This window comes from Pigmentiphaga sp. NML080357, assembly GCF_002188465.1.
GTDB lineage: Bacteria > Pseudomonadota > Gammaproteobacteria > Burkholderiales > Burkholderiaceae_B > Pigmentiphaga.
The window spans coordinates 132,454-157,096 of record NZ_NINW01000024.1; the positions used below are offsets into that span (position 1 = coordinate 132,454).

Genomic DNA, 24,643 nt, shown 5'->3' on the forward strand with positions numbered 1-24,643 from the left:
AACCTAGGTTACTTCTAATCGTCAATGCCAGTATAAAAAAATGTTTTATGATTGATATCAATAAGTTATTTGTAGGTAACCTGGGTTCTTGCGATGCACGGAAGTAGAGGAAATGGTGCGGGCAGGCGGCTGGTTAATATGAAGGGGTCGCCGGCATGCGTCCGACGTGCCGGACATCATCCGAAGGCGAACAGAAGCGATGACTGAAGAAATGGGGCAGGGCGACGGGGCGAAGGGAGAACAGATCGCGGCGGTACAACGTGCCCTCGAAATTCTCGAAGCGCTGGCGGATGCCCAGGACGGAATGTCGTTCACCGACATCGTGACGCTGCTCGATGTGAACAAGGCCATCGCGTTCAAGCTGATCAATACTTTGATTGGACGCCGCTACGTTTTTCGAGACGAGACATCCGGGCGCTATTACCTGACCTTCAAGATGAGCAACCTGGGGTTGCGGAAGATGTCCAAGTCGCTGCTGCTGGACCAGAGCAATTCCATCCTGCGTGAGTTGGCCGACGCAACGGGCGAGTTGATCCGCCTGGCTGTCGTCGAAGGCGACACCATTACGTGGGTATCTTCCATCCTTGCTCAAAGCCGCCTATTGCAACTCAATCCTAGCTATGGGTTCGAGGTGCGCTTGCACCTGCATGCGGCTGGCAAGGCCTGGTTGTCCACCATGAGCAGCGAGCGGGCGATCGGCCTGGTGCTGAAGAATGGCCTGGAGCCCGCGACCGAGCATTCTCTGCGCACAGTGGAAGCGATCCTCGAGGATTTGAAAGTCTCCGCACAGCGTGGCTATGCGATTTCCTATGAGGAGCATTCGCTGGGTGTGGGGGCAATAGGGGTGCCGGTTCTCGTTCGCCGGTTCGGCGAAAAGAAAGAGTGCGTCGGCGTCATTACGATGGCTGCGCCGTGCGCACGAATGAACAGGCAGGCTCTGGAGGGGAGCGCCCCCCGCCTGCTCGATGCCGCGGCGCGTCTCGCTTCGATCTGGCCGGTGGGCGATGGACGAACCTATTCGTGAAGCGGCGTGTCGGTCACTTCAACTGGTTCAACTTCCGGACCGCTTCGCGCAGCGGTTCGATCAATACCTCGGGATTGAAGCGCGACGCCGGCGTCACGAGCGACAGCGCCGCTATGCATGCCCCCTTGGCATCGAACACCGGCATCGCCACCGACTGCACGCCGGGCGTGTCCGTTCCCTCCGAGATCGCATAGCCGCGCGCCGCGATTTCCTTCAACAGCGCCGGCTTGGCCAGCACGGCGCCCTGGCGCTGGAGCATGTCGCGGTATGCCGGGCTGGAAAACGCGGTCAACACGCGTCCGGACGAACTGTCATTCAGCGATAGCAGCGTACCGACCTTGACGTCGGCGCGCACTGCCACCTGCTGTGCCTCCACGCGCCGCACCAGGCGCACGCAATTGCCGTTCAGGACCGCGAGCGAGGCGGTTTCTCCTACCTGAAGCACGAGTTCCTGCATGACGTGGGCAAACCGCTCGCCCAGGTTGGCTTGCACCAACGCGGTTTCGCCTACCAGCGCCGCATGCAGCGAGAGCCGGTAGCTGCCTTGTTCCGTCTGCTCGAGCCAGCCGGCCTCAACCAGGGTCAGCAGCTTCTGGTAGGTGGTGGCGCGGCTGCTGCCGGACGCGGCGGCGAGTTCCATCAGTTTCATGGGGCGGTCGGATTTGCCCAGCAGGTCCAGCAGCTGCAGCGTCTTCAGTACCGAACTCAGCGGCCGGACCCCGCCGGCCTCCCGCGCTTCGAGCATGGCGCCACTTCCTTGTCATAAAAGTTCTTGCATTCCGGGATGAGGAGTATAGAATGATTCAAATAGAATCATATGTATTCTAATAGAATACAACAACAGGGCAAACACGAGTTCCGACGGCTTTCCCGACAGCGCCAGGCGGCGCGGTGACGACAGGAGTAGTGCATGGACTTTGCCGACGTGGAAGAGATCGCCCCGGTCTCCGCTCCGCATGATTCCCCGGACCGCGAACCTCGGATCCGCAGCGCCCGAGTGCTGATGACGCCGGCCCGCATGGGCGTGATGCAGGCCAGCCGGCTGAGCGTGTCGCGCCTGTTGATGGCCAAGGCCATACGCGAGCGCTGGACCATCGAACGGGTGCGCTGGCAGATCGACGACCGGGCGCGCGGCACCGCGCTGTATCGCATCGACACCGGTGCGATGCCCTTCGACTTCATCGTGCATTCGTTCGAGCCCAAGATGGAAGGGCGCGCGGGCCGCATCATCGGCCGCGCCTGGGACATGATGGCGGCGCTGGTGGAAGGACCTGTATCGGAAGAGGACATCCGCACCACCGGCGAAGAGATTCCCAAGCTGTATGCCGGCCGCGCGACGCCCGGCACGTTGATCTGGGCCCGCTCGAACCGCAGCGCGCGCGTGTTCAACCATACGGTGGAGGCCCTGGCGCAGGGACGCCAGCCGGACGTGCCCACGCTGGCCGAGGTCTGCTACTTGATGCGCAATACCGGCCTGGACGGCAACGGTACCTTCGGCACGCGCTCATTCCGGTCGCTGGAGAACACCCATCCATTGCGCCGGCCGCTCGATGCGCAGATGCTGTGCGCATACATGATGCGGGTGTTCTCGGTAGACCTGGTCAATCACCTGGCGCGCTGTGCCTGCGCCCGGTCGGCCCGGCTGGCTCCGGAGATCGAGCGTTTCCTGGGCGTGGGCAATGCCTCCGCGCTGGGGCTGGTCCTGTACGTTAACAATCATCCCAAGCTGGTGCACCACTGGATCATGGCGCGCGAGCAGGCCATCGTCGGCGCCAAGCGCCTGCGCGTGGGAGCCAGGGATGCGCAACTGGGAATGCTGCTCGCGCTATTGGACAAGGCCATCGTCTTCCGGCGCGAAGACAGGATGGACTACGAGCAATTCACCGCCAGCGCGGACATTGCGGCCGACCTCGCCGCCATACGCGGGCACGTGCAAGCGCTGTACGACACGGGCAGGGTGCAGGGCCGCATCGAACGCTATCCGCTTGCTGCGCTGTGCGACGCGCTGGACGGCACGGTGCACGAGGAGGCGTTCGAGACCTTCCTTGGACTCTTGACCGAATTGGTGCCGGACCTGTGCGACCGGCTGGCCGAAGGGCTGGCGGTGGACGAGGAATACGCCACCGATCCTTCCATGTCCATCGGCCACCTGCGCGACCTGCTGCATGCCGAGTATGGCTGGGCCTTTGATATCGACCTGGACGGCGAGGGCGCGTCGAAATTCGTCTGGTACAAGTCGGCCACTGCCGAGGAGCCGCGGCGTGGCCCGAGGGCCGAGGCGGGCGACGTGTTCAACCTCGGCCTGGACCTGCCGCGCCTGGTGGTGGGCCTGGAGCGCGAGATCGCCCAGCGGCCGCCCGCGACCAGCGTGGCGCGTTTCCTGCTGGAACGGCCGGAGTACCGCTTCATCGTGAGCCGGGTGCAGACGCTCAGCGGCATGGCCTTTCATTCGCCGCACACCAACATCATGGGCGAGCAATTCGTGCCATGCGAGATCACCCGCTTCATCAACATCGGCATCCACGGCATCGACAAGACCCGCGACTATCTGCAGCGCAACCTGCGGGGCGTCATCTACCAGGGCGCGCCGACGGCGGCCGACATTGCCGCCGGCGCCGATCCCCATTGGTTCTATCCTCAGGAGCCCGTGCTATGACCCAGGCCGTCGCCGATTCACCCCGCATATTCGACGTCTCCGTGCGCGAAGCGCGCATGTGCATAGACCGCATCCTGTTGGTGTGCGGCCTGCCGCCCGGCTATGTGCATGGCGTGCGCGAGGTCGTGCTGCTGTCGCAGTCCATGGGACTGGGAGGTTTCCGCGCGCTCTACGAAGGGCATGCCGGGTTGCGCGAAGGATTTCTCGATCGCGTCGTAGTCGCCGATGCCGAGGACGGCGCCCTGGTCGTCGACGGGGCGGGCATACACGCATGGGTGTTGCTGCCCACGCTGATGGACCTGGGCGTGGAACGGGCGCGCGCCGCGGGCCGCGCCACATTGCGGGTGTCGGGCGTGACGGCCGTGCATGAGCTGCACGTCATGGCGGGTCTGGGCAAACGCTACGGCATCGGCGCGGAAGTCTCGCAACCCGACGAGACCGGCGGACGAGGCCAGAAGGCGGTCGTCACGCTCTTCAACACGGCCCGGCCCCGCGGCATCGATGACTGGGATCCGCTGCTGGCCCACGCCATCCGATACGGCTATCCCGTCGAGGCCGGCCTGTGGCGCGCCATCCATGCCTTGTCCAACCAGGCGCTGGCGCCCGATTCGGTGGTGTCGCGGCGCCATGCCGGGCCGGTCATCCTGCGCGACGACGGCACGCTGCAAGGCAGGCCGCCCGCCGACGACGACATGGACCTGAACATGCTGCGCCACGTTCCCTCCAGCCAAGGATGCGCTTCGCGCGAAGGACAGCCGACATGAACGCACCCCATTCGAAGGCAGGCATCATCGTCGACGGCCTGTCGATGCCGGTGCCGGAGCGACGCTGGTTCGAGGAGTGGCGGGAGGCCGGCATCGGATGCGTCAACACCACGGTGGCGGTGTGGGAGAACGCCGCCGAGACCCTGGCCTTGCTGGGCAAATGGCGGGTCGTGCTGGAGCAGAACCGGGATCTCGTCGCGCCGGCCGCCAGCGTGGCCGAGATCGAGGCCGTGGCGGCCTCGGGGCGCACCGCCGTGATGTTCGGCTTCCAGAACACGGCGCCGGTGGAGCATAACCTGGACCTGTTCGCCGTGTTCCGCCAGCTGGGGGTGTGCGTGATGCAATTGACGTACAACCTGCAGAACTATATCGGCTGCGGCTATTGGGAAGAAAAGGACACGGGCATTTCCTCGCGCTTCGGCAAGCTGGCGCTGGAGGAGATGAACCAGCTGGGCATCCTGATCGACCTGTCCCATTGCGGCGAACGCACGACGCTGGAAGCCATCCAGATGTCGGCCAAGCCGGTGGCCATCACCCATGCCAACCCGCGCGAATACGTAGGAGCGCCGGTATACGGCGCAGGGCGCCTGAAGCAGACAGAAGCCCTGCTGGAGCTGGCCAGGCGGGGCGGCGTGATCGGCCTTACGCCCAATCGCAACATGACCAAGTACGGCGCGGCCACCACGCTCGAGCAGTTCGGCGACATGGTGGCCTGGACCGTGGACCGGATCGGCATCGACGCCGTGGCCATCGGCACCGACTACTGTCCGGGGCATCCCCGATCGGTGCGGACCTGGTGGCGCTATGCGAAGTGGTCGCGCCAGAGCGCGCCGGCCAAGGAAATGGAAATCGCGCCGCATGAGGGATGGTCGGAGTGGATGCGCACCCCGGCGGGGTTGCAGAACGTCATTGCCGAGCTGGACCGGCGCGGTTTCCGCCAGGCCGACATCGACAAGATCATGGGAGGAAACTGGATGAGGCTTTTGCGTGAAACCATAGGTTGAACAGCCGACGGTCCGTCTGAGCGGCGGGCCGGACCTCTTGAAGGAGCGTGGCCATGAAAAGCTGGGTGCTGAAGTACGCGGTAGGAGCGGGAGTGGTGATGGCGCTGGCGGCCGCGTTGCCCGCCCGCGCGCAGGACGAGGCATTTCCGAACAAGCCCATTCGTCTGCTGGTCGGCTTTGCGCCCGGGGGCGGCACCGACGTCGTGGCGCGCGTGATCGCGCCGCGCCTGTCCGAGAACATCGGCCAGTCGGTGGTGGTGGAGAACAAGCCGGGCGCGAGCGGCATCGTGGCGGGCGGTATCGTCGCCAAGGCGCCGCCCGACGGGTATACGCTGATGATGGGCGTGGTCTCGGTCAATACCATCCTGCCACATCTCTTTACCAACATCCCCTACGATACGGCGCGCGATTTCACGCCGGTAATCCTGACGGCGTCAGTGCCGCACTTCGTCGCCGTCCATCCCTCGCTGCCGGTTCATACGCTGGCCGGACTCATCGCCTACGCCAAGGCCAACCCGGGCAAACTCAGCTTTCCGTCGGCGGGCAGCGGCACCACGCCCCATATCGCGGGGGAAATGTTCAAGAGCATGGCGGGTGTCGAATTGATGCACGTGCCGTACAAGAGCACCGGGCAATCCATGCCGGACCTGTTGGCGGGCCGGCTGCAGGTCGGTTTCGACACCTATCCGACGACCGCGCCGTACGTAAAGACCGGCAAGCTGCGCGCCCTGGCCGTGACGGGGACCAAGCGCCTGCAGGAATTCCCGGAATTGCCCACGGTGGCGGAGTCGGGGCTGCCGGAATATCGCTTCGCCACCTGGTACGGCATTTTTGCTCCACGGGATACGCCCGCGGCGATCGTCAATCGCCTGCATGCGGAATTCGCCAAGGCGATGGCGGCTCCGGACGTGCGCGAGCAACTGGTGAAGATGGGGGTGGACGGTACCGAGACGCGCACCCCCGAAGAGTTCGCCGCACTGGTGCGGGCCGATACGGAGCGCTTCGGAAAGGTGGTGAAGGCGGCCGGCGTGAGGCTGGACTGAGCCGGCCTCTTGGTGGACCGGCTTTGCGTCAGGCCGAGACTTCCTTGCGCAGCCGCTGCTCGAGCTCCTGCTTGAGACCGGGGGCCAGCTTCAATTGCCTCGCCAGTTCGTCGAGATAGGCGCGTTCCATGAAGCTCTCCTCGTCGACCATGATCAGGCTTGCCAGATACATTTCCGCGGCCATTTCCGGCGTGCCGGCCGCCTGCGCCACCACGGCGGGATCGAGCGGCCGGGCCAGTTCGGCCTCGAGCCAGCGGCGGTCGGCGTCGTCGCCGGCGAGCTTGCCGATCTCGGCATCGAGCAGGCGGCGCTCTTCCTCGCCGATGTGGCCGTCGGCCTTGGCCGCGCCGATCATGGCCGTCAGCACGGCGCGGCTGTGGCGTTCCGCTTCGGGAGGAGGAAGGCGATCGGCCGTTTGCGGCTCGCGAGAGGTGGGCTGGGCCTGCTTGGCCTGCCAGTCGCTGTAGGCGCGGTACGCGAGGGCGCCCAGCGCCGCCATGCCGCCGTACATGGCGACCTTGCCGCCGATTTTCCGGGCCTTCTTGCTGCCCAGGAGCAGCGCGATGGCGCCGGCACCCAGCGCGCCCCCGCCCAGGCCGGGCAGGAGCCCGTCGAGCCCGCCGCCCGTTCCACGGGCCGGGCCTTGCTGCTGGCCGCGGGATCCGGCCACGTCGCGGACGAGGCCCTGGCCGGATTGCAGCAATTGGTCGAGAAGTTGTCGTGCGCTCAAGAGAACACCCCGCAGTTGTATGGGCAGAAGTCCATGGTAGACATTGTCCGTACCTGCAAGTTCGAGCGCCGGACCAAGATTTGTTTCAGACCGCTTCACACGCGCCGTTCATTCGACCGTGACGCCCGTGGCCTGCACGATGCCTTTCCACTTCTGGTAATCCGTCTTGAGCAGCTCGGCGAACTGCTCGGCCGACATGGCTTGGGCCTCCGCACCCTGTGCATGGATGGCCTCGCGCGTCTCGGGCATGGCCAGCAGCCTGTTGACGGCGGTATTGACGGTGGCCCCGATCTCGCGGGGCGTCCCGGCCGGCATGAAGAGGCCGTACCAGGTACTGACGTCGAAGCCCTTGTACCCGAGCTCGGCGATGGTCGGCACGTCGGGCAGCGAGGTGCTTCGCCTGGCGCTGGTGACGGCTAGTGGCCGCAGCTTGCCGGACTGGATCTGCGCCATGGCCGACGGCACGGAGGAAACCATCAGGTCCACGTTGCCGGCGAGCACGTCCATCATGGCCGCATTGGACCCCTTATAGGGAATGTGGCGGATGTCGATCTTGGCGGCATCCTTGAAGATTTCGCCTGCCAGGTGGATGGTCGTGCCGCTGCCGGGCGATCCGTAGGTGATGGAGCCGGGGGCCGCCTTGGCCGCGGCCACCACGTCCGCCAGTGTCTTGAAGCGGGAGCTGGCCTGCGTGACGATGACGATGGGCGTATAGCCGATGTGGGCCACCGCCACCAAGTCCCGGGTCGGGTCGTAGGTCACGCTCTTGTAGAGCCAGGGGGCGACCACGAGATTGTCTTTCTGGCCCATGACCATTTCATAGCCGTTGGGAGCAGCCCGCACCGCGGCGGCAATGCCTATGGTGCCACCTGCGCCGGCGCGGTTCTCGGACACGATTGTCCACTTCTCGGCTTCGCCCAGCTTGTTGGCGATCAGGCGCGACAGGATGTCGGTCCCGCCTCCCGGCGGGAACGGGATAAGGAGCCGGATGGGCTTGGATGGATAAGCCTGGGCGTGGGCGCCTGTGGCCGCCATTGCCAGCGCGGCGACGGCGAGGAACTTGCGGAACATGGGATGTCTCCTTGTTCTGGGGGCGTCAAGCATACCGGAAACTTTGGTACCGCTCCCGAGCGGGCGGCGGGTTCGCAGCTGGGTAGGCCGAAGGTTGCGGGGATCGCTAGAGCATCGCGCTCAGCATGCGCCGGCCGCCCAGCAATTCCGGCAGCAGGGCTTCCACCATTTGGTCCAGCGTGTAGCGATTGACCGACGCCACCAGACTCATTGCCGCCACGGTGCGGCCCGTCTGGTCATAGATCGGGATGGCGATGGAGCGTACGCCTAGTTCGAGTTCCTCGTCGCTGGTGGCATAACCCAGGCGCCGTGCTTCGTCCAACAGTGCGAGCAGTTCCGGGATCTCGGTGCGGGTACGGGGCGTGAGCGCGCGGCGCGGCATCCTGCCCAGCAATTGCGTGACGTCGTCGGCCGCCAGCGCCGCCATCAATACCCGGCCTGTCGCGGCGCAGTGCGCCGGCAGGCGAGATCCCATACCCAGGCCGTCCGACAGGCTGCGGCGCGTGGCGGCGCGTGCGACGAACACCACTTCGCCGCCATCGAGCACCGCCAGCGAACTCGATTCCTTGGTTCGCTCGCTGATGGTCTCCAGCACCGGCTGCACCAGCTTGGGCAGGGGGCTGGAAGTGACATAGGCGTGCCCCAGCCGGAGCGCCCGCGGCGCCAGCCGGAAATACCGGCCATCGCTTTCCACGTAGCCGAGCCGTTGCAGGGTCAGGAGCGAGCGGCGGGCGGTGGCGCGCGGATGGCCCGTGATCTCGGCCGCCTCGCTGAGCGTGAGCGGGCCCGAGCGGATGCCGAACGCCTCGATGATGGCCAAGCCCTTTTCCAGGCCGGCCACGTATTCCTTGTCTTCCTTGGTACGGGTATCGGGCGTGGTCGTCGTCATGGAGATAAGCGTGCGAGCGTTCGTTTTGCGAACATTTTAACCACTTTTCTTGATCGTCGGCTATACGCGAACTATTGTTCGCTTTGCGACTTTATGTTCGGACGGGAAACGACGTTCCGTCCGCATTTTCCGTAGACGAGGTCAAGGATGAGACAACCTGCATCGATGGCCTGTGCCGCATTGGCGGCATGGGCGGTTTCCTGTGGCGTGGCGCACGCCGAACCGGGCGCGTTTCCGAGCCGTCCGGTGCGCATCGTGGTTCCGTACTCGGCAGGCGGCACGGCCGACGTGTTGCCCCGGATCATCGGCGAGAAGCTCAATGCGATGTGGGGCCAGCCGGTCATCATCGACAACCGGCCGGGTGCCGGCGGCAACATCGGCGCCGACATCGTGGCCAAGGCCGCGCCCGACGGCTATACGTTGATGGCGACGCCGCCCGCTCCGCTCGTCATCAATCAATACCTGTACAAGAGCCTGCAGTTCGATCCGGAGCGCTTCGTGCCCGTGGCCGTGCTGGCGCGCGTGCCGAACGTGCTGGCGGTGAAGAACGACCTGCCCGTGAAATCGGCGCAGGAATTCATCGGCTACGCGCGCAAGAACGATGGCCAGGTGACCGTGGCGACGCAGGGCAACGGCACCACATCCCACCTGACGGGCGCGCTGGTCGCCTCTCAGGCGAACCTGAACTTCGTGTTCGTTCCCTACAAGGGAACATCGCCGGCGCTGGCCGACCTGATGGGCGGCCAGGTCGACGCGTTCTTCGACAACATCAGCTCGACGTTCCGCCAGCACGAGTCGGGCAAGGTGCGCATCCTGGCCGTCACCAGCGCGCAGCGCAGCCCGCTGTTGCCCAAGACGCCGACCCTGGCCGAGTCCGGTCTCCCCGGCTTCGACGTCAGCACCTGGTTCGGCGTGGTCGCGCCGGCGGGCACGCCGGCCGACGTGGTGAAAAAGCTCAATGCCTCCATCGCCGAAGTTCTGAAAATGCCCGACGTCAAGCAGAAATTCATCGAGCAGGGCGCCGAGGTGGGCGGCGATGCGCCGGCGCAGATGGCTGAGTTCATGAAGGCCGAGCGCATCAAGTGGAAGAAGGCCATCGACACGGCCGAGGTCACCATTAACTGATTTTTGCAACAACGAGGAAGTCCATGAGTCACAGCGAGATTCACGAACCCCGGCGGACCTGGGAGGCCGGCCTGACCCGGGTGCCTTATTGGCTCTATCGCGACCGGGACGTGTACGACGCCGAGCAAAAGCGGGTGTTCCAGGGGCCGACCTGGAACTACTTGTGCCTGGAGGCCGAGCTTGCCGAACCAGGCGCATACCGCACCACCTTCGTCGGCGAGATGCCGGTCATCGTCACGCGCGACGAAGAAGGCGAGCTGCAGGCCTTCGAGAATCGCTGCGCCCATCGCGGCGCCTTGATCGCGCTCGACGACGGCGGCAAGACGCGCGATTTCGCCTGTGTCTACCATGCGTGGCGCTACGACCTGCAGGGCAACCTGCGCGGGGTGGCGTTCCAGCAGGGCGTGAACGGCAAGGGCGGGATGCCGCCAGGGTTCCGGATGGAGGAGCATCACCCGCGCAAGCTGCGCACCGCCAGCGTGGCCGGCTTGGTGTTCGGCAGCCTGGACGAGGACGTGCCGCCCATCGAAGAGTACCTGGGCGATGAAATCCTGGAGCGCATCGAGCGCGTGCTGTGCAAGCCGGTGGAAGTCATCGGCCGCTTCAAGCAGACCATTCCGAACAACTGGAAGCTGTACATGGAGAACGTCAAGGACTCCTACCATGCCAGCCTGCTGCACGTGTTCTTCACCACCTTCAATATCAACCGGCTGTCGCAGAAGGGCGGTGTGATCGTGAGCGAGACCGGCGCCCACCACGTCAGCTATTCCAAGGTCTCGCACCAGCCGCAGCCCAACGCCGAGTACAGCGCCGAGAAGCTGCGCTCCGACAAGGAGGGCTACGCGCTGGCCGATCCGAGCATGCTGGACGGCTGCGACGAGTTCGGCGACGGCGTGACCCTGCAGATCCTGTCGGTGTTCCCCGGCTTCGTGCTGGCGCAGATCCAGAACACGATCGCCGTTCGCCAGATCCTGCCGGCGGGCATGGACAAGACCGTGCTGAACTGGACATATCTCGGATTCGCGGACGACACGCCGGAGCTGCGGCGCATGCGCCTGAAGCAGTCCAACCTGACCGGGCCGGCCGGCTTCGTGTCCATGGAGGACGGCGCGGTGGGCGGCTTCGTGCAGCGCGGCATCAGGGGTACCGACGATGAACAGGCGGTGCTCGAGATGGGCGGCGACGGCATCGAAACACAAGAGAATCGCACCACGGAAGCGTCGGTGCGCGGGTTCTGGAACGCCTATCGCGGCTACATGGAGATCTGAAGCATGGCGGAGTTTTCGCAAGAACGGCTGGGCGCCCTCAATGCCGCCTATGCGCGCTGCATCGACAACGACGAGGTCGAGGCATGGCCGGCATTTTTCGAGGAACGCTGCCTGTACGTCGTCAATACCGCGGACAACCACGCTGCCGGCATGCAGGCGGGCCTGATCTACGCCGATACGCGCGCCATGCTTCAGGACCGCGTCTCGGCGCTGCGCGAGGCCAATGTCTATGAACGCCACCGCTACCGCCACATCGTCGGCCTGCCTTTCGTGCTGGGCATTGAAGATGGCGCGGCGCGCGTGGAGACGCCGTTCCTGGTGGTGCGCATCATGCGCGACGGCGGGACCGAGGTGTTCGCTTCCGGGCGCTACCTGGACCGCGTGGTCGAAGGCGCCGACGGGCAGTTGAAGTTCGCCGAGCGCATCGCGGTCTGCGATAGCCAGAACATCGATACGCTGCTGGCGATACCGCTATGACGGCCGGCCGCAAGCGCATCGCGATCGCATTGGGCGACGCCAACGGCATCGGCCCGGAGATCGCCGTCAAGGCGGCTTTCGCGTTGCGGGACGAGCCGGTCGACTGCGTGCTGGTGGGCGATGGCTTCGTATTGCGAGAGCAACTGGTCCGCCATGCACCGGGCATGTCACTCACCGCGTTCGTGCCCGGCGCCCGGCGCCAACCGGATCAATTGCTGTGGGCCAAGGTGGCGGCGTTGCCGCCATCGGAGTACGTTCCGGGCGAAGTGCGCGCCGCGGCGGGCGCGGCCATGGTGGCCTATGTGCGCGAGGCGGTGCGATTGGCGCAGGCCGGCGCGGTCGATGCCGTGGTGGGCTGTCCCCATTCGGAAACTTCCGTGGCGCGGGCGGGTATTCCGTTCTCGGGCTATCCGGGCCTGATCGCGCAGTTGACCGGCGCCCCGCCCGACAGGGTCTTCCTGGTGCTGGTTTCGCCGGAGCTGAAGATCGGCCATGTGACCTTGCACGAACCTGTGCGGACGGCGTTGGGCAGGCTGGATACCCAACTGGTCGTGGATGCGGCGCTGGCCACCATCGAGGGCGCGCGCATGATCGGCATCGCCCAGCCGCGGCTGGGCATCTTCGGTATCAATCCGCACGCGGGCGAGGATGGCCTGTTCGGCGACGAGGACCAGTCGATTACCGAACCGGCGGTCGCGCGCCTGCGTGCCATGGGACTGGACGTGGATGGCCCGCAGGGCGCCGACCTGATGCTGGCGCAGCGCCGCCACGACGTCTATCTCGCCATGTTCCACGACCAGGGCCACATTCCGGTCAAGCTGCTGAGCCCACGGCAAGCCAGTGCGCTGTCGGTGGGCGGAGGCGTCTGTTTCAGCAGCGTGGGGCACGGCTGCGCCTTCGATATCGCCGGCCGGGGCGCGGCCGACGCATCCGCCGTGCTGCGCACCGTGCGCCTGCTGGCGGGCCTTTAGTTCTGTTGACCCGGCGGGACCGGGATGGAATCCATGCAATACACCATACGCATCGATCAGCGAGACATCGAATTCCCTTGCGATGCCGGGCAGAGCGTGCTGGACGGCGCGCTGGCCGCCGGCTACGAGATCCCGTACTCCTGCCGCACAGGCATTTGCGGCAGCTGTCGGGGCAAGATCGTGGCGGGCGAAACCCGGGGCGGCACGGGAGAAGGCGTGCTCGGCGAGGACGAGCGGCGCGAGGGCGCCGTCCTGCTATGCCAGGCCCGGCCCTGTTCGGACCTGGACGTGGCAGTGCGCGACATCGAGCGCCGCGATCCGGCCGCCAGCAAGACGGTGGCGGCCAAGGTCTATCGCATGACCCGCGCGGCCCACGACGTGACGGTGCTGCAGCTGCGCTTTCCGGCGGGCACCCGGGTGCGCTTCAAGGCCGGGCAGTACCTGCACGCGCGGATGGCGGACGGCACGATCCGGCATTTTTCGATGGCCAACCCGCCCCAGCAAAGCGACGGCGTGGAGTTGCACATTCGCCATGTTCCCGGCGGCAAGTTCTCGGCCTACCTGGCGGAGTCGGTGCAGGCCGGACAGATCCTGGACGTATCGCTGCCTTTCGGGGACTTCTACCTGCGCGACTCGAGCCGGCCGGCGGTGCTGGTCGCCAGCGGCACGGGTTTCGCCCCCATCAAGTCCATGGTGGAGGACGCGATCAAGCGCAAGCTCGAGCGGCCAATGACGCTTTACTGGGGCGCGCGCCGGGAGGAAGACTTGTACATGGCGGAATTGCCGCGCAAGTGGGCCGGCAAGCATGCCTGGTTCAGTTTCGTTCCCGTGCTGTCCGACTGCCCCGAGGGCAGCGGCTGGCAAGGTCGCGAGGGGTTCGTCCACCAGGCGGTGCTGGACGATTTCGCTTCGCTGGCGGATTGCGAGGTCTATGCCTGCGGGTCGCCAGCGATGATCAGCGCGGCGCGGCAGAGCTTCGTGCACGAGCGGGAACTGGCCTCGGACCGCTTTTATTGCGACGCATTCGTGCCGATGGCCCCGCAGACGGCATAGCGTCCGCCTCGGGCCGTCCGCCGCCCGACTATGCCAGAATGGGGCGTTACCGGGTTGCTGGAATGCCCATGGACTGGATTCAACGCCTGCGAGTCAGGCAACTGTACGTGCTGGTCTCCTTGCACGAGACGGCCAACCTGAGCCTGACCGCGGCGCGCCTGCACATGACCCAGCCTGCGCTGTCGAAATGGCTGCGCGAGCTGGAGTCGGATCTCGGCGTCGAGTTGTTCGAACGGCATTCGCGCGGGCTGGTGCCCACGCGTTTCTGCGACACGCTGGTCGAGCACGCGCGTACCGTCCTGGGAGAACTGGAGCGCACGGGCGAGACCTTGCGCGCGATGAGCGATGGATCGGTAGGGCAACTGGTGGTGGGCACCACGCCCATCGGAACGAGCGGCCTGTTGCCCGCGTGCATGGGGCGGTTCCGGCGCCTGCGGCCCGGCATTTGCGTCGCCGTGCACGAGAACTCGCTCGAGAAGCTGCTGCCACTGCTCAAGGAAGGCCGGCTCGATTGCGTTGTCTCGCGCATCGAGGCGCCCATGGACGCGGCGGTGGCGGCCGAGCCGCTGCAGGAAGAAGGCATTTGCGTGGTCGCCAGCCGCCGGCATCCGCTGGCTAGGCTGCGCCGGATCGGCTGGGCGCAGGCGCGGACCTATCCCTGGGTCATGCCGCAAGCCAACACGCCGCTGCGGCGCGAGTTCGAACTCGCGCTGGCGGCTGCCGGCGAACCGATGCCGCCCGTTGCCGTCGAGGCTTCGTCGGTGGTCCTGATCGCCTCGCTGCTGCGGGACGCCGAATTGCTGGCGGTCATGTCGGATTCCGTCGTGCAGGCCTTGTCCAGGCTGGGCGGACTCAAGGTGCTGCCGCTGCCGCTCGCGCGCCAGGCCACCGTCGGCGTCTTGCGGCGCGCGGGCGCCGTGCCGACGCCGGTGCAAGAGGATTTCCTCGCGTGCCTGCGGGAGGCGGCCGGCGCATGAAAGACAGTGCCCGTGGCGGCACGAGGTCCTGTCGGCCGGAGGCGGGCCGGGATAACCAGAATTCATGGCAGCGGGTCGATTAGTCATTACCCAAGTCCGGCCCGCCGCGTCCATACTCCCGGCATAACGCTCACTATGCAAGGAGACGACATGGGTCCGACCCGTATCCTCGTCGCGGCCTGTGCCACGCTGGCCACGGCCGCCGCCGCTGCGCAGCCCGAGGCCTTCCCGTCCAGACCGGTGCGCATCGTCGTGCCGTTCGCGCCCGGCGGCGCCGTCGACGTCATGACGCGGCAGCTGGCCCGCGTCATCTCGGAACAGCAGGGCTATACCGTCGTCGTGGAAAACAAGCCCGGCGCATCGGGCCTGATAGCCAGCGAGTCGGTGGCCAAGTCGCCGGCCGACGGCTATACGCTGCTGATGGCCACCTCGAACACGCACGGGGTGAACAGCGCGTTGTTCAAGCAATTGCCTTATGACCCGATCAAGGATTTCGCGCCGGTCGCCATGGCGGCGGACAACGTTGTCGTGCTGCTGGCGCATCGTTCTTTCCCCGCGGCCACGCTGCAGGAAGCCGTGGCCGCCATCCGCAAGTCGCCGGGCAAGTACAGCTACGCGTCGCCGGGCGCGGGCACCGTGCACCACTTGGCGATGGAGCTGTTCAAGACGGCGGCCAAGCTGGACGTGGTGCATGTCGGCTACAAGGGCGCCGGGCCGGCGATGGCGGACCTGGCGGCGGGGCACGTGCCGCTGATGATGGGCGGGATCGCGCCCGCCGCGCCGTTCATCAAGACCGGCGCCGTGAGGGTGCTCGCCGTCGCCAATCCCGAACCCTTCGCCGCGCTGCCCGGCATTCCGCTGTTCAAGGACGTCGCGCGCGACGTTTCGGTGACATCGTGGATGGGACTGACCGCGCCGGCAGGCACGCCGGCACCGGTCGTGGACAAGCTCAACGCCGACGTGCGCCAGGCGCTGCAGAAGGCAGGCTTTGCAGACACAATGGCCGACCTGGGCATGGTGCCGCGCCCGATGAGCCCGGCGGAGATGGGCCGGATCATTGCCGCCGACATGCCCAAGTGGAAGCGGGCGGTGCAGATATCGGGCGCCACGGCCGAGTGACGAGAGGGAAGAGCACGCTTCAATGGATGCGCCAATGCCGCAATCGCAACGACCTGTCAATTTCCTGCTGTTCATCACTGACCAGCATCGCGCGGATCACCTGGGCGCCTACGGCAACAAGGTGGTGGCGACCCCCAACCTGGATGCCCTGGCCGCCGCCGGCTGGCGGTGCGACGAGATGCACGTCGCGACGCCGATCTGCATGCCCAATCGCGCCAGCCTGCTGACCGGGCGCTACCCGTCGGCCCACGGCGCGCGCCACAACGGCATTCCGCTGGACCTGCAATCGGCCACGTTCGTCGATGTGCTGCGCGAGGCCGGCTACCGGACCTCGCTGGTGGGCAAGGCGCATTTCCAGAACATGACCGACAATCCGCCACCCTGGCCGCCCAATCCCGCCGACCGCCTGCCGCGCGAGGCCAAGGCGCGGGGGCGGGGCCGCTACGACCAGGAGAACCGCAAGAAGTGGCTGACGCAGGACGGCTACGACCTCGACTACCCGTTCTACGGCTTCGAAGACGTGGACCTCGTGGACGACCACAGCGATTCCGTGCACGGCCACTACCGGCAATGGCTGCGCGAGCACCATCCCGAGGTCGAAGCCATGATCGGCCCCAAGGCCGCGGCCCCTGCGCCCGAATACGTCCTGACCTCGTTCGGACAGGCCTGGCGCACGGCCGTGCCCGAGGAGCTCTATCCCAGCGCCTACATCGCCGATCGCACCATCGAGCGACTGGAAGAGGCGGGCGGGCGGCCCTTCTTCATCCAGTGCTCTTTTCCCGACCCGCATCACCCGTTTACGCCGCCGGGCAAGTACTGGGACATGTACGATCCCGACGACATGGCCTTGCCGCCTTCCTTCCACTCCGGCGCAACCCCGCCTCCGCACGTGCAATGGCTCCGCCGCCAGCGCGACGGCGGCAAGGCCATCAAGCACACGCCCGCCATCTTCGCCTGCACTGAACGCGAAGCGAAAGAAGCATTGGCGCTGAACTACGGTTCCATCACCAACATCGACCACCAGATCGGCCGCGTCCTGGCCGCCCTGCGGCGCCTGGGGCTGGAAGACAATACCGTGGTCATCTTCACCAGCGACCACGGCGACTACCTTGGCGACCACCAACTGATGCTCAAGGGCCCGATCCACTACCGCGGCCTGGTACGGGTACCTTTCATCTGGCGCGACCCGCAGCGCCGGCTGCAAGGCGCCGCCAGCGCGCTGTCCAGCACTATCGACATCGCCCCCACCATACTCGCGCGCGCCGGCGTGGCGGGTTTCAACGGCATCCAGGGCAGGAGTCTGCTGGATGTCATGGCGGGCAAGGCCGACCGCGTACGCGAACACCTGATGATCGAGGAAGAAGGCCAGCGCGTGATCCTCGGCTTCGATACGCGCATACGTTGCCGCACGCTGCGCTCGGCCCGCTACCGCCTCACGATCTATGACGGCGCGCCATGGGGCGAACTGTACGACCTCCACCGCGACCCGATCGAGGCGCGCAATCTATGGAACGACACCGAGTACGCCAGCGTGAAGGCGGACATGATGCAGGCGCTGGCCCGGGACATGCTCTATCACGTCGACACGAGCCCGTATCCGGATGCGTTGGCGTGATAGATGGGCCCCTACGCGCTTACGCGCGCCCCCCAGGGGGCGATACGGGTGGACCGGCGGAGCCGGATCCACCGCATCCTAGGGTAACACCTGGCTGGCGATGGTTGGCGTTCTTTTTTAAATGAACGCCCCGCTCGGTCGTGTTCAGGATCCACCGTACTCGCTTCAATCGAGCGTGATCTTCAAGTCGCGGATCAGCTTCTGCCACAGCTCGCTTTCGCTCTTGATGAGCGCGGCGTATTCCTGCGGGGTGCTGCCCACCGGTTCGATACCGAAGTCCACCAGCTTCTTGTTCACGGCAGGCGTCTTGATGGCCGCCGCGACCTGCTTCTGCAGCGCGGCAACGATATCCGGCGGCGTATTGGCCGGAACGACCATGCCCACCTGAGCCGACGCCTCCACGTCCTTGATGCCCAGCTCGGCAAACGTCGGCACGTCGGGCAACTGTGCCAGGCGCGTTGGATTGGCTACCGCCAGCGCGCGCACCTTGCCGCCTTTGATGAACGCATTGCCCGCCGCGAGATCGGTCATCATGGCCGGCAGTTGTCCGCCAGCCACGTCCACCAGGGCCGGCGCCGCGCCGCGATAAGCGATGTGCAGCATGCGCATGCCGGTGCGTTCCTTTAGCAATTCCATGGCCAGATGATGGGGACTGCCCGCGCCCGCGGAGGCATAGCTGTACTTGCCGGGCTGGCTCTTGACCTTGGCGATGAAGTCCTTCGCATCCTTGAACTCGGTATTGGGGCCGACGATGAGAATCATCGGGAACTTGCCCATGAGCGTGACCGGCGCGAGATCGCGGCTGGGGTTGTAGCTCAGGTTTTTGTACAGCGCCGGATTGAATACCAGCGTGCCGTTGTCGGCCGACAGCACGGTATAGCCGTCGGGCGCCGCGCGCGCCGTCTCGACCGCGCCGATGGCGGTGTTGCCGCCCGGCTTGTTGTCGACCACGACGGGCTGCTTCACGATCTCGGACAATTGCGCGCCGATGGTGCGGGCGAGGAAATCCGAACCGCCGCCCACCGCGTAGGGCACGATCCACCGGATGGGCTTGGAAGGATAGGATTCCGCCGCCGTGGCCACGCCGGTCCAGATAACCAGCGCCGATGCCGCCAGTGCCGTCGTCCAGTTGTTTTTCATGCATGTCTCCTTGGGTTGTCGTCAGGGCCGGACTCGGGGAGACAAGTCCGGCCGCTAGCGATTGCTAGCCGGCGATGGGCAGCGCCGGCAGTATCGTGCCCGTGCATTGGCCGAAGCCGACGCGATAGCCCTGGCCCTGGCACCAGCCGGTCAGCGTGACCTCGTCGCCGTCCTCGATGAAAGCTCGCGTGGCGCCCCCGATGTCCACCGGCTGCTTGCCATTGGCGGTCAATTCCAGCAGCGAGCCGTACGAGCCCTGGTCCGGGCCGCTGATCGTGCCGGAGCCCATCAGGTCGCCTACCCGTGTATTGCAACCCGACACGGTATGGTGCGCCAGTTGTTGAGCCATCGTCCAGTACATGTACTTGAAGTTGGTGCGGGCGATGGTGGCGGCCTCGCCGCCCTGCGGGCGCAGGGCGACTTCCAGGTGGATGTCGAACGCGTGCGGGCCGTCGTGGCGCAGGTAGGCCAGCGGCTCGGGATCCTGCCGCGGCTGTCGGGTGCGGAAGGGCGCGAGGGCATCCATCGTGACCACCCAGGGCGAGATCGTGGTGGCGAAACCTTTGGCGTTGAAGGGGCCCAGGGGGACGTACTCCCAGGCCTGGAGGTCGCGCGCGCTCCAGTCGTTGAGCAGCACCATGCCGAAGATGCGGGATTCGGCATCGGCGCAGGCGACGGGTTCCGCCATGCCGTTGGGCACGCCCACGAAGAAGCCCGTCTCGAGCTCGAAGTCCAGCTTCAGGCAAGGCGAGAAAACCGGGCGCTCCTGGTTCGGCAGCTTGATCTGCCCATTGGGGCGGCGCACCGGCGTGCCGCTTACCACCACCGAAGAGGCGCGGCCGTTGTAGCCGATCGGGATTTCCAGCCAGTTGGGCAGCAACGCGTTCTTGGGGTCGCGGAAGAGGGCGCCGACGTTGGTGGCGTGTTCCTTGGAGGAATAGAAATCGGTATAGCCGGGGATTTCCACCGGCAGCAGCATGGTGGCCGACGCCTGCGGAACCAGGACGCGCGCCCGCGCGGCGGCATCGTCGCGCAGCGTGGCCGTGCCGGCGGCCAGCAGCGTGCTGAGCCGGGCGCGCACGCTGCGCCAGGTGTCGCGGCCGCAGGCCATGAAGGCATTCAGGCTGGAGGCCGAGAACAGCGGCCGGGGCGTGCGCAACAGGCCCGCCTGCTCGAGATAGGACAGATCGACGATCTGGTCGCCGATGGCCACGCCGACCCGGGCGGCCGCGTCGGCGGAGGGCTTGAACACCCCGTAGGGCAGGTTCTGGATGGGAAAGTGGCTGTCGGCCGTGTTGGCGGATTCCACCCAGCTCTTCAGGCTGGGGGCGACAGTGGGGTCGTCGGGGTTCATCGGGTCTCCGGGGAAAAATGCTTCTTCAGATTCTGCCAGCACTGGAAATACTGGCTTTGCAGCTGGGCCGCCTCCAGCGCATAGCGGGTGGGCTTGATGACGGTGCGGGTCTCGAACATGAACGCCATCGTGTCGTCCACCTTGTGCGGCCGGGTGGTGTCGGCATGCGAGGCTTTCTCGAAGGTGTCGCCGTCGGGTCCATGGCCCGACATGCAGTTGTGCAGGCTGGCGCCGCCCGGCACGAAGCCCTCGGCCTTGGCGTCGTAGGCGCCATGCACCAGGCCCATGAACTCGCTGGCCACGTTGCGGTGGAACCAGGGAGGACGGAAGGTGTTCTCGGCGGCCAGCCAGCGGGGCGGGAAGATCACGAAGTCCAGCGAGTCCACGCCCGGGGTGTCGCTCGGCGCGTGCAGCACCAGGAAGATGGACGGGTCGGGGTGGTCGTAGCTGATCGAGCCTATCGCGTTGAAGCGGCGCAGGTCGTATTTGTAGGGCGCGTAGCTGCCGTGCCAGGCGACCACGTCGAGCGGCGAATGATGGATCTCGGCGCGCCACAGGCGGCCGCCGAACTTGGCTACCAGTTCGAAGCGGCCTTCGCGGTCTTCGTAGCGGGCGCGGGGAGTGAGGAAATCGCGCGGGTTCGCCAGGCCGTTGGAGCCGATCACCCCGAGGTCGGGCAGGCGCAGCAGCGCGCCGAAGTTTTCGCAGATGTAGCCGCGCGCCGCGCCGTCGGGCAAGGCGACCTGGAAGCGGCAGCCGCGCGGGATGACGGCGATTTCCTGCGGCGCGAGGTCGATCGCGCCCAGTTCGGTGGCGATGTGGAGCCGTCCGTGCTGCGGCACGATCAGCAGCTCGCCATCGGCGCTGTAGAAGTAGCGGTCCTGCATGGAACGGTTGGCCGCGTACAGGTGGATGGCGCAGCCCTGCATGGTGTCGGCCGCGCCGTTGCCCGCCATGGTGACCCAGCCTTCGATGAAGTCGGTGGGCGCCTGCGGCATGGGCAGCGGGTCCCAGCGCAGCTGGTTCGGCGAGGTCGGCGGCACCTGCGCGAAATCGCCCACCAGGTGGGGGCTTTCCATCGGCTCGAAAGGAAGGTGTACGGCGGCCGGGCGGATGCGGTAAAGCCAGGAGCGCCGGTTGTGGCTGCGCGGGGCGGTAAACGCAGTGCCGGAGAATTGCTCGGCATAGAGCCCGTAGGGCGCGCGCTGTGGCGAGTTCCGGCCCTCGGGAAGCGCGCCGGGCAAGGCCTCGGTGGCGAACTCATTGCCGAAGCCCGACATGTAGCCGGGGGCGGTTTCTGTGCGGTCGGTGGAGGCGTTCATGATGGTCCGGATTGGGATTACGTTGAAAGTAATCTATTTACGATAAGCGTAATTATCGCCGTGCCATTCGTCAAGTTATTACGTGATGCGTGCTAGCATTACGCTAAACGTAACTCGAGAGACGGAGTGAGGGTGACAGGCAAGCGCACGACGGCGGCGGTCGCGCCCGATGCCGGAGACGAGGCCGCAAGCCGTGGCGGCGGCGTCCAGGCGCTGGAAACCGGATTGACGGTGCTGGACGTGTTCGCCGACGCCGTCCGTCCTCTCATGCTCAAGGAAATCGCCCAGGCGGCCGGGATGCATCCGGCCAAGGTCCATCGCTACCTGGCCAGCTTCGTCAAGCGCGGCTATGTGGAGCAGGACACCCAGGGCCGGTACAGCCTGGGGCGGGGCTCTCTTCGTATCGGCCTCGCCAGCCTAGCCGCGCTGGACGCCGTCAGGCTGGTGACGCCGTTGCTGGACGAGCTCAGCAATACGCTTGGCGAAACCGTGCTGGCCGCGGTCTGGGGCAACCGCGGCCCGACCGTCGTGCAATGGCGCGATTCGCCGCGCCCGGTCATGGTGAACGTCCGCCCGGGTTCGGTCCTGCCGCTGCTGTCGTCCGCCACGGGACGGGTGTTCGCGGCCTTCATGGAGCCGCACCTCACCGCCGGCCTGATCGAAGAGGAACTGCGCGAACGGGCCATGGAAGGCGCGTACCCCTCGAACATGCGCGAAGTCCGCGAACTGCTGGACAGCGTGCGGGCCTCGCACGTCGGCCGCGTCACGGGCGACGTGCTGCCCGGCGTCAATTCGGTCAGCTCCCCGGTGTTCGACTACGACGCGAAGCTGGTGCTGGTCGTGACCGCACTGGGCAACAGCGCTCGTTTCGATTCCGATCCCAGCGGTCCTATCGCCGCCGCTGTCCGGCAGGCCGCCGAGGCGCTATCGGCCCGCCTGGGCTATCCCGGCGCCCGGTCCTAAGGCTGCCGGGCCTTATGCGCCGGCGTGCGCGGCCAGGCGTCCGCTGCCGAAGCTGGTGGCGGTCTTGAGGTCGGTCAGGCTTGAGATCCAGTCGGCGCGCGCGGCGATGTAGCCGCATCGCAGCGAGGCCGAGAGCGTCTTGGAGAAACTGCCGATGTGGATCACGCGCGAGAGACCGTCGAAGGCGGCCAGCCTTGGCGCAGGGCTGGTTTCGAAGTCGGCGAAGATATCGTCTTCGACGATCACGAGGCCGGAGTTGTCGGCAAGTTTCAGGAGCCGGTGCGCCGTGACGGACGAGAGCGTTGCGCCGGTGGGGTTGTGGATGCCCGAGTTGGTGATGTAGAGCCTGGGCGAATGCGCGTCCAGGGCGGCGCCGAAGGCTGCGAGGTCCGGTCCATTCGGCGTGTAGGGAATGCCTACCGCCTTGACGCGATGCGCCCTCAGCAGCGCGTGGAAATTGAAATAGCAGGGATCGTCGACCAGCACCGTGTCGCCCGGCTCCAGCAGGAAGCGGCAGATCAGGTCGATGGCCTGGGTGCCGGATTCGGTCAGCATGATCTGCTCGGGCGGCGCCTCGATGTCGACGGCGGCCATGCGCCGCGCGAGCAGGTGGCGCAGCGCCGGCAGGCCGAGCGGTGTGCCATAGTCCACGAGCGTCGAGGTTTCCGCCCGTGCCGCCGCGCGCAGCCCGCGGCGCATGCCCGCCTCGTACATCCACGCGGCGGGCAGCCAGCCGCATCCGGGCTTGAGCACCGTGGCGAAGGTTTCCAGCGACTGGCGCGAGACCCAGAGGGGATCGACCTCACGATCGAGCTGTGGGCCGATCTGCGCCAGGGCCAGCGGCGCCGCCGGCCCCGAAACGTAGAATCCGGAGCCGGGCCGCGCGCGGATGAGGCCTTCCGCCGCGAGGCGCTCGTAGGCCTCGACGATGGTGGAAACCGAACACCGCATGGCCTTGGCCTGCGCCCGCACGGACGGCAGCCGCATGCCCGGCAGGTAGGCGCGCGCGGCGATCCTGGTTCGGACCGCGTCCATGACGGCATCGATCCGGGTCTGCTTATTTTCCACGTTCGTCGGTCTCGGCTGTGCTGGTCATGTAACCATAACAGTTTCGTCGGATTGTATCGGACTGTGCCTGGGAACTCGCATGCTGCCGTGGTCTACTGCCTGGCAGCGGAAAGGGGAGTTCATGAGCAAGACGGCAAGCGGGTGGATCAGCGGTTTCCTTGGCGTGGCGATTTTCGCCGGTTCGCTGCCGGCCACGCGTGCGGCGGTCATGGATTTCGATCCTGTATTTCTCACCTGCGCGCGTGCCACCATCGCCGCGGCGCTCGGGCTGGCGCTGCTGGCGGCGTTTCGCCAGCAGCGCCCCGGGGTGGAAGACTTGCCCTCGCTCGGACTTGCGGCCGCCGGCGTCGTGGTCGGTTTTCCGCTGCTGACCGCGCTGGCCCTGCAGCATGTCTCGTCGGCGCACTCGATCGTCTTTGTGGGGTTGCTGCCGCTTTGCACCGCGATCTTCGGCGTCGTGCGTGGCGGCGAGCGGCCGCGGCCCGCCTTCTGGTTGTTTTCGCTGTTGGGTAGCGCCTGTGTCGCCGGCTACGCGCTCTTGGGCGGGATCGGGGCATCCTTCCAGGGCGACCTGCTGATGCTGGGCGCCATCATCGTATGCGGGCTGGGCTATGCGGAAGGTGCGCGCCTGTCGCGCAAGCTCGGGGGCTGGCAGGTCATCAGCTGGGCGCTGGTACTATCCTTGCCCGTCATGCTGCCGATCGCCTGGCTCACCATGCCGGCATCGGTAGGCCATGTCGGCGCGCCGGCCTGGTTCGGACTTGCCTATGTTTCGCTTTTCAGCATGCTGATCGGTTTCGTGTTCTGGTACCACGGATTGGCGCAGGGCGGCATCGCGGCGGTAGGCCAGCTGCAGTTGCTCCAGCCCTTCATGGGCCTGGGCCTGGCGGCGTTGTTCCTCCACGAAGCCGTGAGCTGGCCCATGCTGGCGGCGACCCTCGCCGCCGTCGCCTGCGTAGCCGGCGCAGAACGCTTCGCCCACTGATCCGCACCCCTAAACTCAGGGCGCA

Annotated in this window: 22 protein-coding genes and 1 pseudogene; 15 read left to right on the forward strand and 8 right to left on the reverse strand. The window is 66.4% G+C overall.

From position 1 onward, the window contains the following. Positions 1 to 166 precede the first annotated feature (166 nt). Positions 167 to 1,024 carry an IclR family transcriptional regulator gene (locus CDO44_RS07880; RefSeq protein ID WP_144389487.1) on the forward strand — a complete coding sequence of 286 codons (858 nt, stop codon included), beginning with the start codon at positions 167 to 169 and terminating at the stop codon, positions 1,022 to 1,024. Between the two features lie 13 nt (positions 1,025 to 1,037). On the opposite strand, the gene CDO44_RS07885 is transcribed toward CDO44_RS07880, so the two are convergent. Then, positions 1,038 to 1,769 carry an IclR family transcriptional regulator gene (locus CDO44_RS07885; protein WP_087779680.1) on the reverse strand — a complete coding sequence of 244 codons (732 nt, stop codon included), beginning with the start codon at positions 1,767 to 1,769 and terminating at the stop codon, positions 1,038 to 1,040. A 165-nt stretch (positions 1,770 to 1,934) separates the two neighbouring features. Between CDO44_RS07885 and CDO44_RS07890 the strand changes: the two genes are divergently transcribed. The 4 genes from CDO44_RS07890 to CDO44_RS07905 are packed head-to-tail and all read left to right on the forward strand — an operon-like array spanning position 1,935 to position 6,491. Next, the gene (locus tag CDO44_RS07890; RefSeq protein WP_233146084.1) at positions 1,935 to 3,680 is read left to right on the forward strand and encodes a hypothetical protein; all 1,746 of its coding nucleotides are present in this window, start codon (positions 1,935 to 1,937) and stop codon (positions 3,678 to 3,680) included. Further along, positions 3,677 to 4,444 (forward strand): hypothetical protein, encoded by a 768-nt coding sequence (locus CDO44_RS07895; protein ID WP_087779681.1) that lies wholly within the window; start codon positions 3,677 to 3,679, stop codon positions 4,442 to 4,444. The genes CDO44_RS07890 and CDO44_RS07895 overlap by 4 nt, the downstream gene beginning before the upstream one ends. Beyond that, positions 4,441 to 5,448, forward strand: a complete 1,008-nt coding sequence (locus tag CDO44_RS07900; RefSeq protein WP_158213222.1) for a dipeptidase — start codon at positions 4,441 to 4,443, stop codon at positions 5,446 to 5,448. Before CDO44_RS07895 ends, CDO44_RS07900 begins: the two co-directional genes overlap by 4 nt. A 53-nt stretch (positions 5,449 to 5,501) precedes the next feature. Further along, the gene (locus CDO44_RS07905) at positions 5,502 to 6,491 is read left to right on the forward strand and encodes a tripartite tricarboxylate transporter substrate binding protein (protein WP_087779683.1); all 990 of its coding nucleotides are present in this window, start codon (positions 5,502 to 5,504) and stop codon (positions 6,489 to 6,491) included. Positions 6,492 to 6,519: 28 nt separating this feature from the next. Here the strand turns inward: CDO44_RS07905 and CDO44_RS07910 are convergent, their stop codons facing one another. The 3 genes from CDO44_RS07910 to CDO44_RS07920 form a co-directional block, all read right to left on the reverse strand. Further along, positions 6,520 to 7,221, reverse strand: coding sequence for a tellurite resistance TerB family protein (locus CDO44_RS07910; protein WP_087779684.1), 702 nt, complete (start codon positions 7,219 to 7,221; stop codon positions 6,520 to 6,522). A 108-nt stretch (positions 7,222 to 7,329) separates the two neighbouring features. Continuing rightward, the gene (locus tag CDO44_RS07915; RefSeq protein WP_087779685.1) at positions 7,330 to 8,292 is read right to left on the reverse strand and encodes a tripartite tricarboxylate transporter substrate binding protein; all 963 of its coding nucleotides are present in this window, start codon (positions 8,290 to 8,292) and stop codon (positions 7,330 to 7,332) included. A 106-nt stretch (positions 8,293 to 8,398) separates the two neighbouring features. Further along, positions 8,399 to 9,181, reverse strand: coding sequence for an IclR family transcriptional regulator C-terminal domain-containing protein (locus tag CDO44_RS07920; protein WP_087779686.1), 783 nt, complete (start codon positions 9,179 to 9,181; stop codon positions 8,399 to 8,401). Positions 9,182 to 9,328: 147 nt separating this feature from the next. Between CDO44_RS07920 and CDO44_RS07925 the strand changes: the two genes are divergently transcribed. The 8 genes from CDO44_RS07925 (at position 9,329) to CDO44_RS07960 (ending at position 17,786) form a co-directional block, all read left to right on the forward strand. Next, on the forward strand, positions 9,329 to 10,306 hold the full coding sequence (locus CDO44_RS07925; protein ID WP_198951324.1) for a tripartite tricarboxylate transporter substrate binding protein: 978 nt from the start codon (positions 9,329 to 9,331) through the stop codon (positions 10,304 to 10,306). A 38-nt stretch (positions 10,307 to 10,344) separates the two neighbouring features. Continuing rightward, a complete protein-coding gene (locus CDO44_RS07930; protein WP_369824582.1) occupies positions 10,345 to 11,574 on the forward strand; it encodes an aromatic ring-hydroxylating dioxygenase subunit alpha in 1,230 nt (409 codons plus the stop codon). A 3-nt stretch (positions 11,575 to 11,577) separates the two neighbouring features. Continuing rightward, positions 11,578 to 12,051, forward strand: coding sequence for an aromatic-ring-hydroxylating dioxygenase subunit beta (locus CDO44_RS07935; protein ID WP_087779689.1), 474 nt, complete (start codon positions 11,578 to 11,580; stop codon positions 12,049 to 12,051). Then, positions 12,048 to 13,022 (forward strand): PdxA family protein, encoded by a 975-nt coding sequence (locus CDO44_RS07940; protein WP_087779690.1) that lies wholly within the window; start codon positions 12,048 to 12,050, stop codon positions 13,020 to 13,022. The genes CDO44_RS07935 and CDO44_RS07940 overlap by 4 nt, the downstream gene beginning before the upstream one ends. Before the next feature lie 33 nt (positions 13,023 to 13,055). Beyond that, positions 13,056 to 14,075: a 2Fe-2S iron-sulfur cluster-binding protein gene (locus CDO44_RS07945; protein ID WP_087779878.1), complete on the forward strand. Its 1,020-nt coding sequence runs from the start codon at positions 13,056 to 13,058 to the stop codon at positions 14,073 to 14,075. Between the two features lie 68 nt (positions 14,076 to 14,143). Continuing rightward, positions 14,144 to 15,052: a LysR family transcriptional regulator gene (locus CDO44_RS07950; protein WP_158213223.1), complete on the forward strand. Its 909-nt coding sequence runs from the start codon at positions 14,144 to 14,146 to the stop codon at positions 15,050 to 15,052. Positions 15,053 to 15,202: 150 nt separating this feature from the next. Then, complete coding sequence (locus tag CDO44_RS07955; protein WP_087779692.1) at positions 15,203 to 16,171, forward strand: tripartite tricarboxylate transporter substrate binding protein; 969 nt, start codon at positions 15,203 to 15,205, stop codon at positions 16,169 to 16,171. 34 nt (positions 16,172 to 16,205) lie between these two features. After that, entirely contained in the window at positions 16,206 to 17,786 is a 1,581-nt protein-coding gene (locus CDO44_RS07960) for a sulfatase (RefSeq protein WP_087779693.1), read from the forward strand. Between the two features lie 165 nt (positions 17,787 to 17,951). Here the strand turns inward: CDO44_RS07960 and CDO44_RS07965 are convergent, their stop codons facing one another. The 3 genes from CDO44_RS07965 to hmgA all read right to left on the reverse strand — a co-directional run bounded on the left by CDO44_RS07965 (position 17,952) and on the right by hmgA (position 21,602). Then, the gene (locus CDO44_RS07965; RefSeq protein ID WP_087779694.1) at positions 17,952 to 18,926 is read right to left on the reverse strand and encodes a tripartite tricarboxylate transporter substrate binding protein; all 975 of its coding nucleotides are present in this window, start codon (positions 18,924 to 18,926) and stop codon (positions 17,952 to 17,954) included. 64 nt (positions 18,927 to 18,990) lie between these two features. Further along, positions 18,991 to 20,280 carry a fumarylacetoacetase gene (gene fahA / locus CDO44_RS07970; protein ID WP_087779695.1) on the reverse strand — a complete coding sequence of 430 codons (1,290 nt, stop codon included), beginning with the start codon at positions 20,278 to 20,280 and terminating at the stop codon, positions 18,991 to 18,993. Beyond that, the gene (hmgA, locus tag CDO44_RS07975) at positions 20,277 to 21,602 is read right to left on the reverse strand and encodes a homogentisate 1,2-dioxygenase (protein WP_087779696.1); all 1,326 of its coding nucleotides are present in this window, start codon (positions 21,600 to 21,602) and stop codon (positions 20,277 to 20,279) included. Before hmgA ends, fahA begins: the two co-directional genes overlap by 4 nt. A gap of 132 nt (positions 21,603 to 21,734) precedes the next feature. Between hmgA and CDO44_RS07980 the strand changes: the two genes are divergently transcribed. Next, positions 21,735 to 22,565, forward strand: coding sequence for an IclR family transcriptional regulator (locus CDO44_RS07980; protein ID WP_158213224.1), 831 nt, complete (start codon positions 21,735 to 21,737; stop codon positions 22,563 to 22,565). 27 nt (positions 22,566 to 22,592) lie between these two features. Here the strand turns inward: CDO44_RS07980 and CDO44_RS07985 are convergent. After that, positions 22,593 to 23,600 (reverse strand): annotated as a pseudogene (locus CDO44_RS07985) (PLP-dependent aminotransferase family protein); the annotation flags it as partial. A gap of 154 nt (positions 23,601 to 23,754) precedes the next feature. Here CDO44_RS07985 and CDO44_RS07990 point away from each other — a divergent pair. Further along, the gene (locus tag CDO44_RS07990; RefSeq protein WP_087779698.1) at positions 23,755 to 24,618 is read left to right on the forward strand and encodes a DMT family transporter; all 864 of its coding nucleotides are present in this window, start codon (positions 23,755 to 23,757) and stop codon (positions 24,616 to 24,618) included. Positions 24,619 to 24,643: the final 25 nt, after the last annotated feature.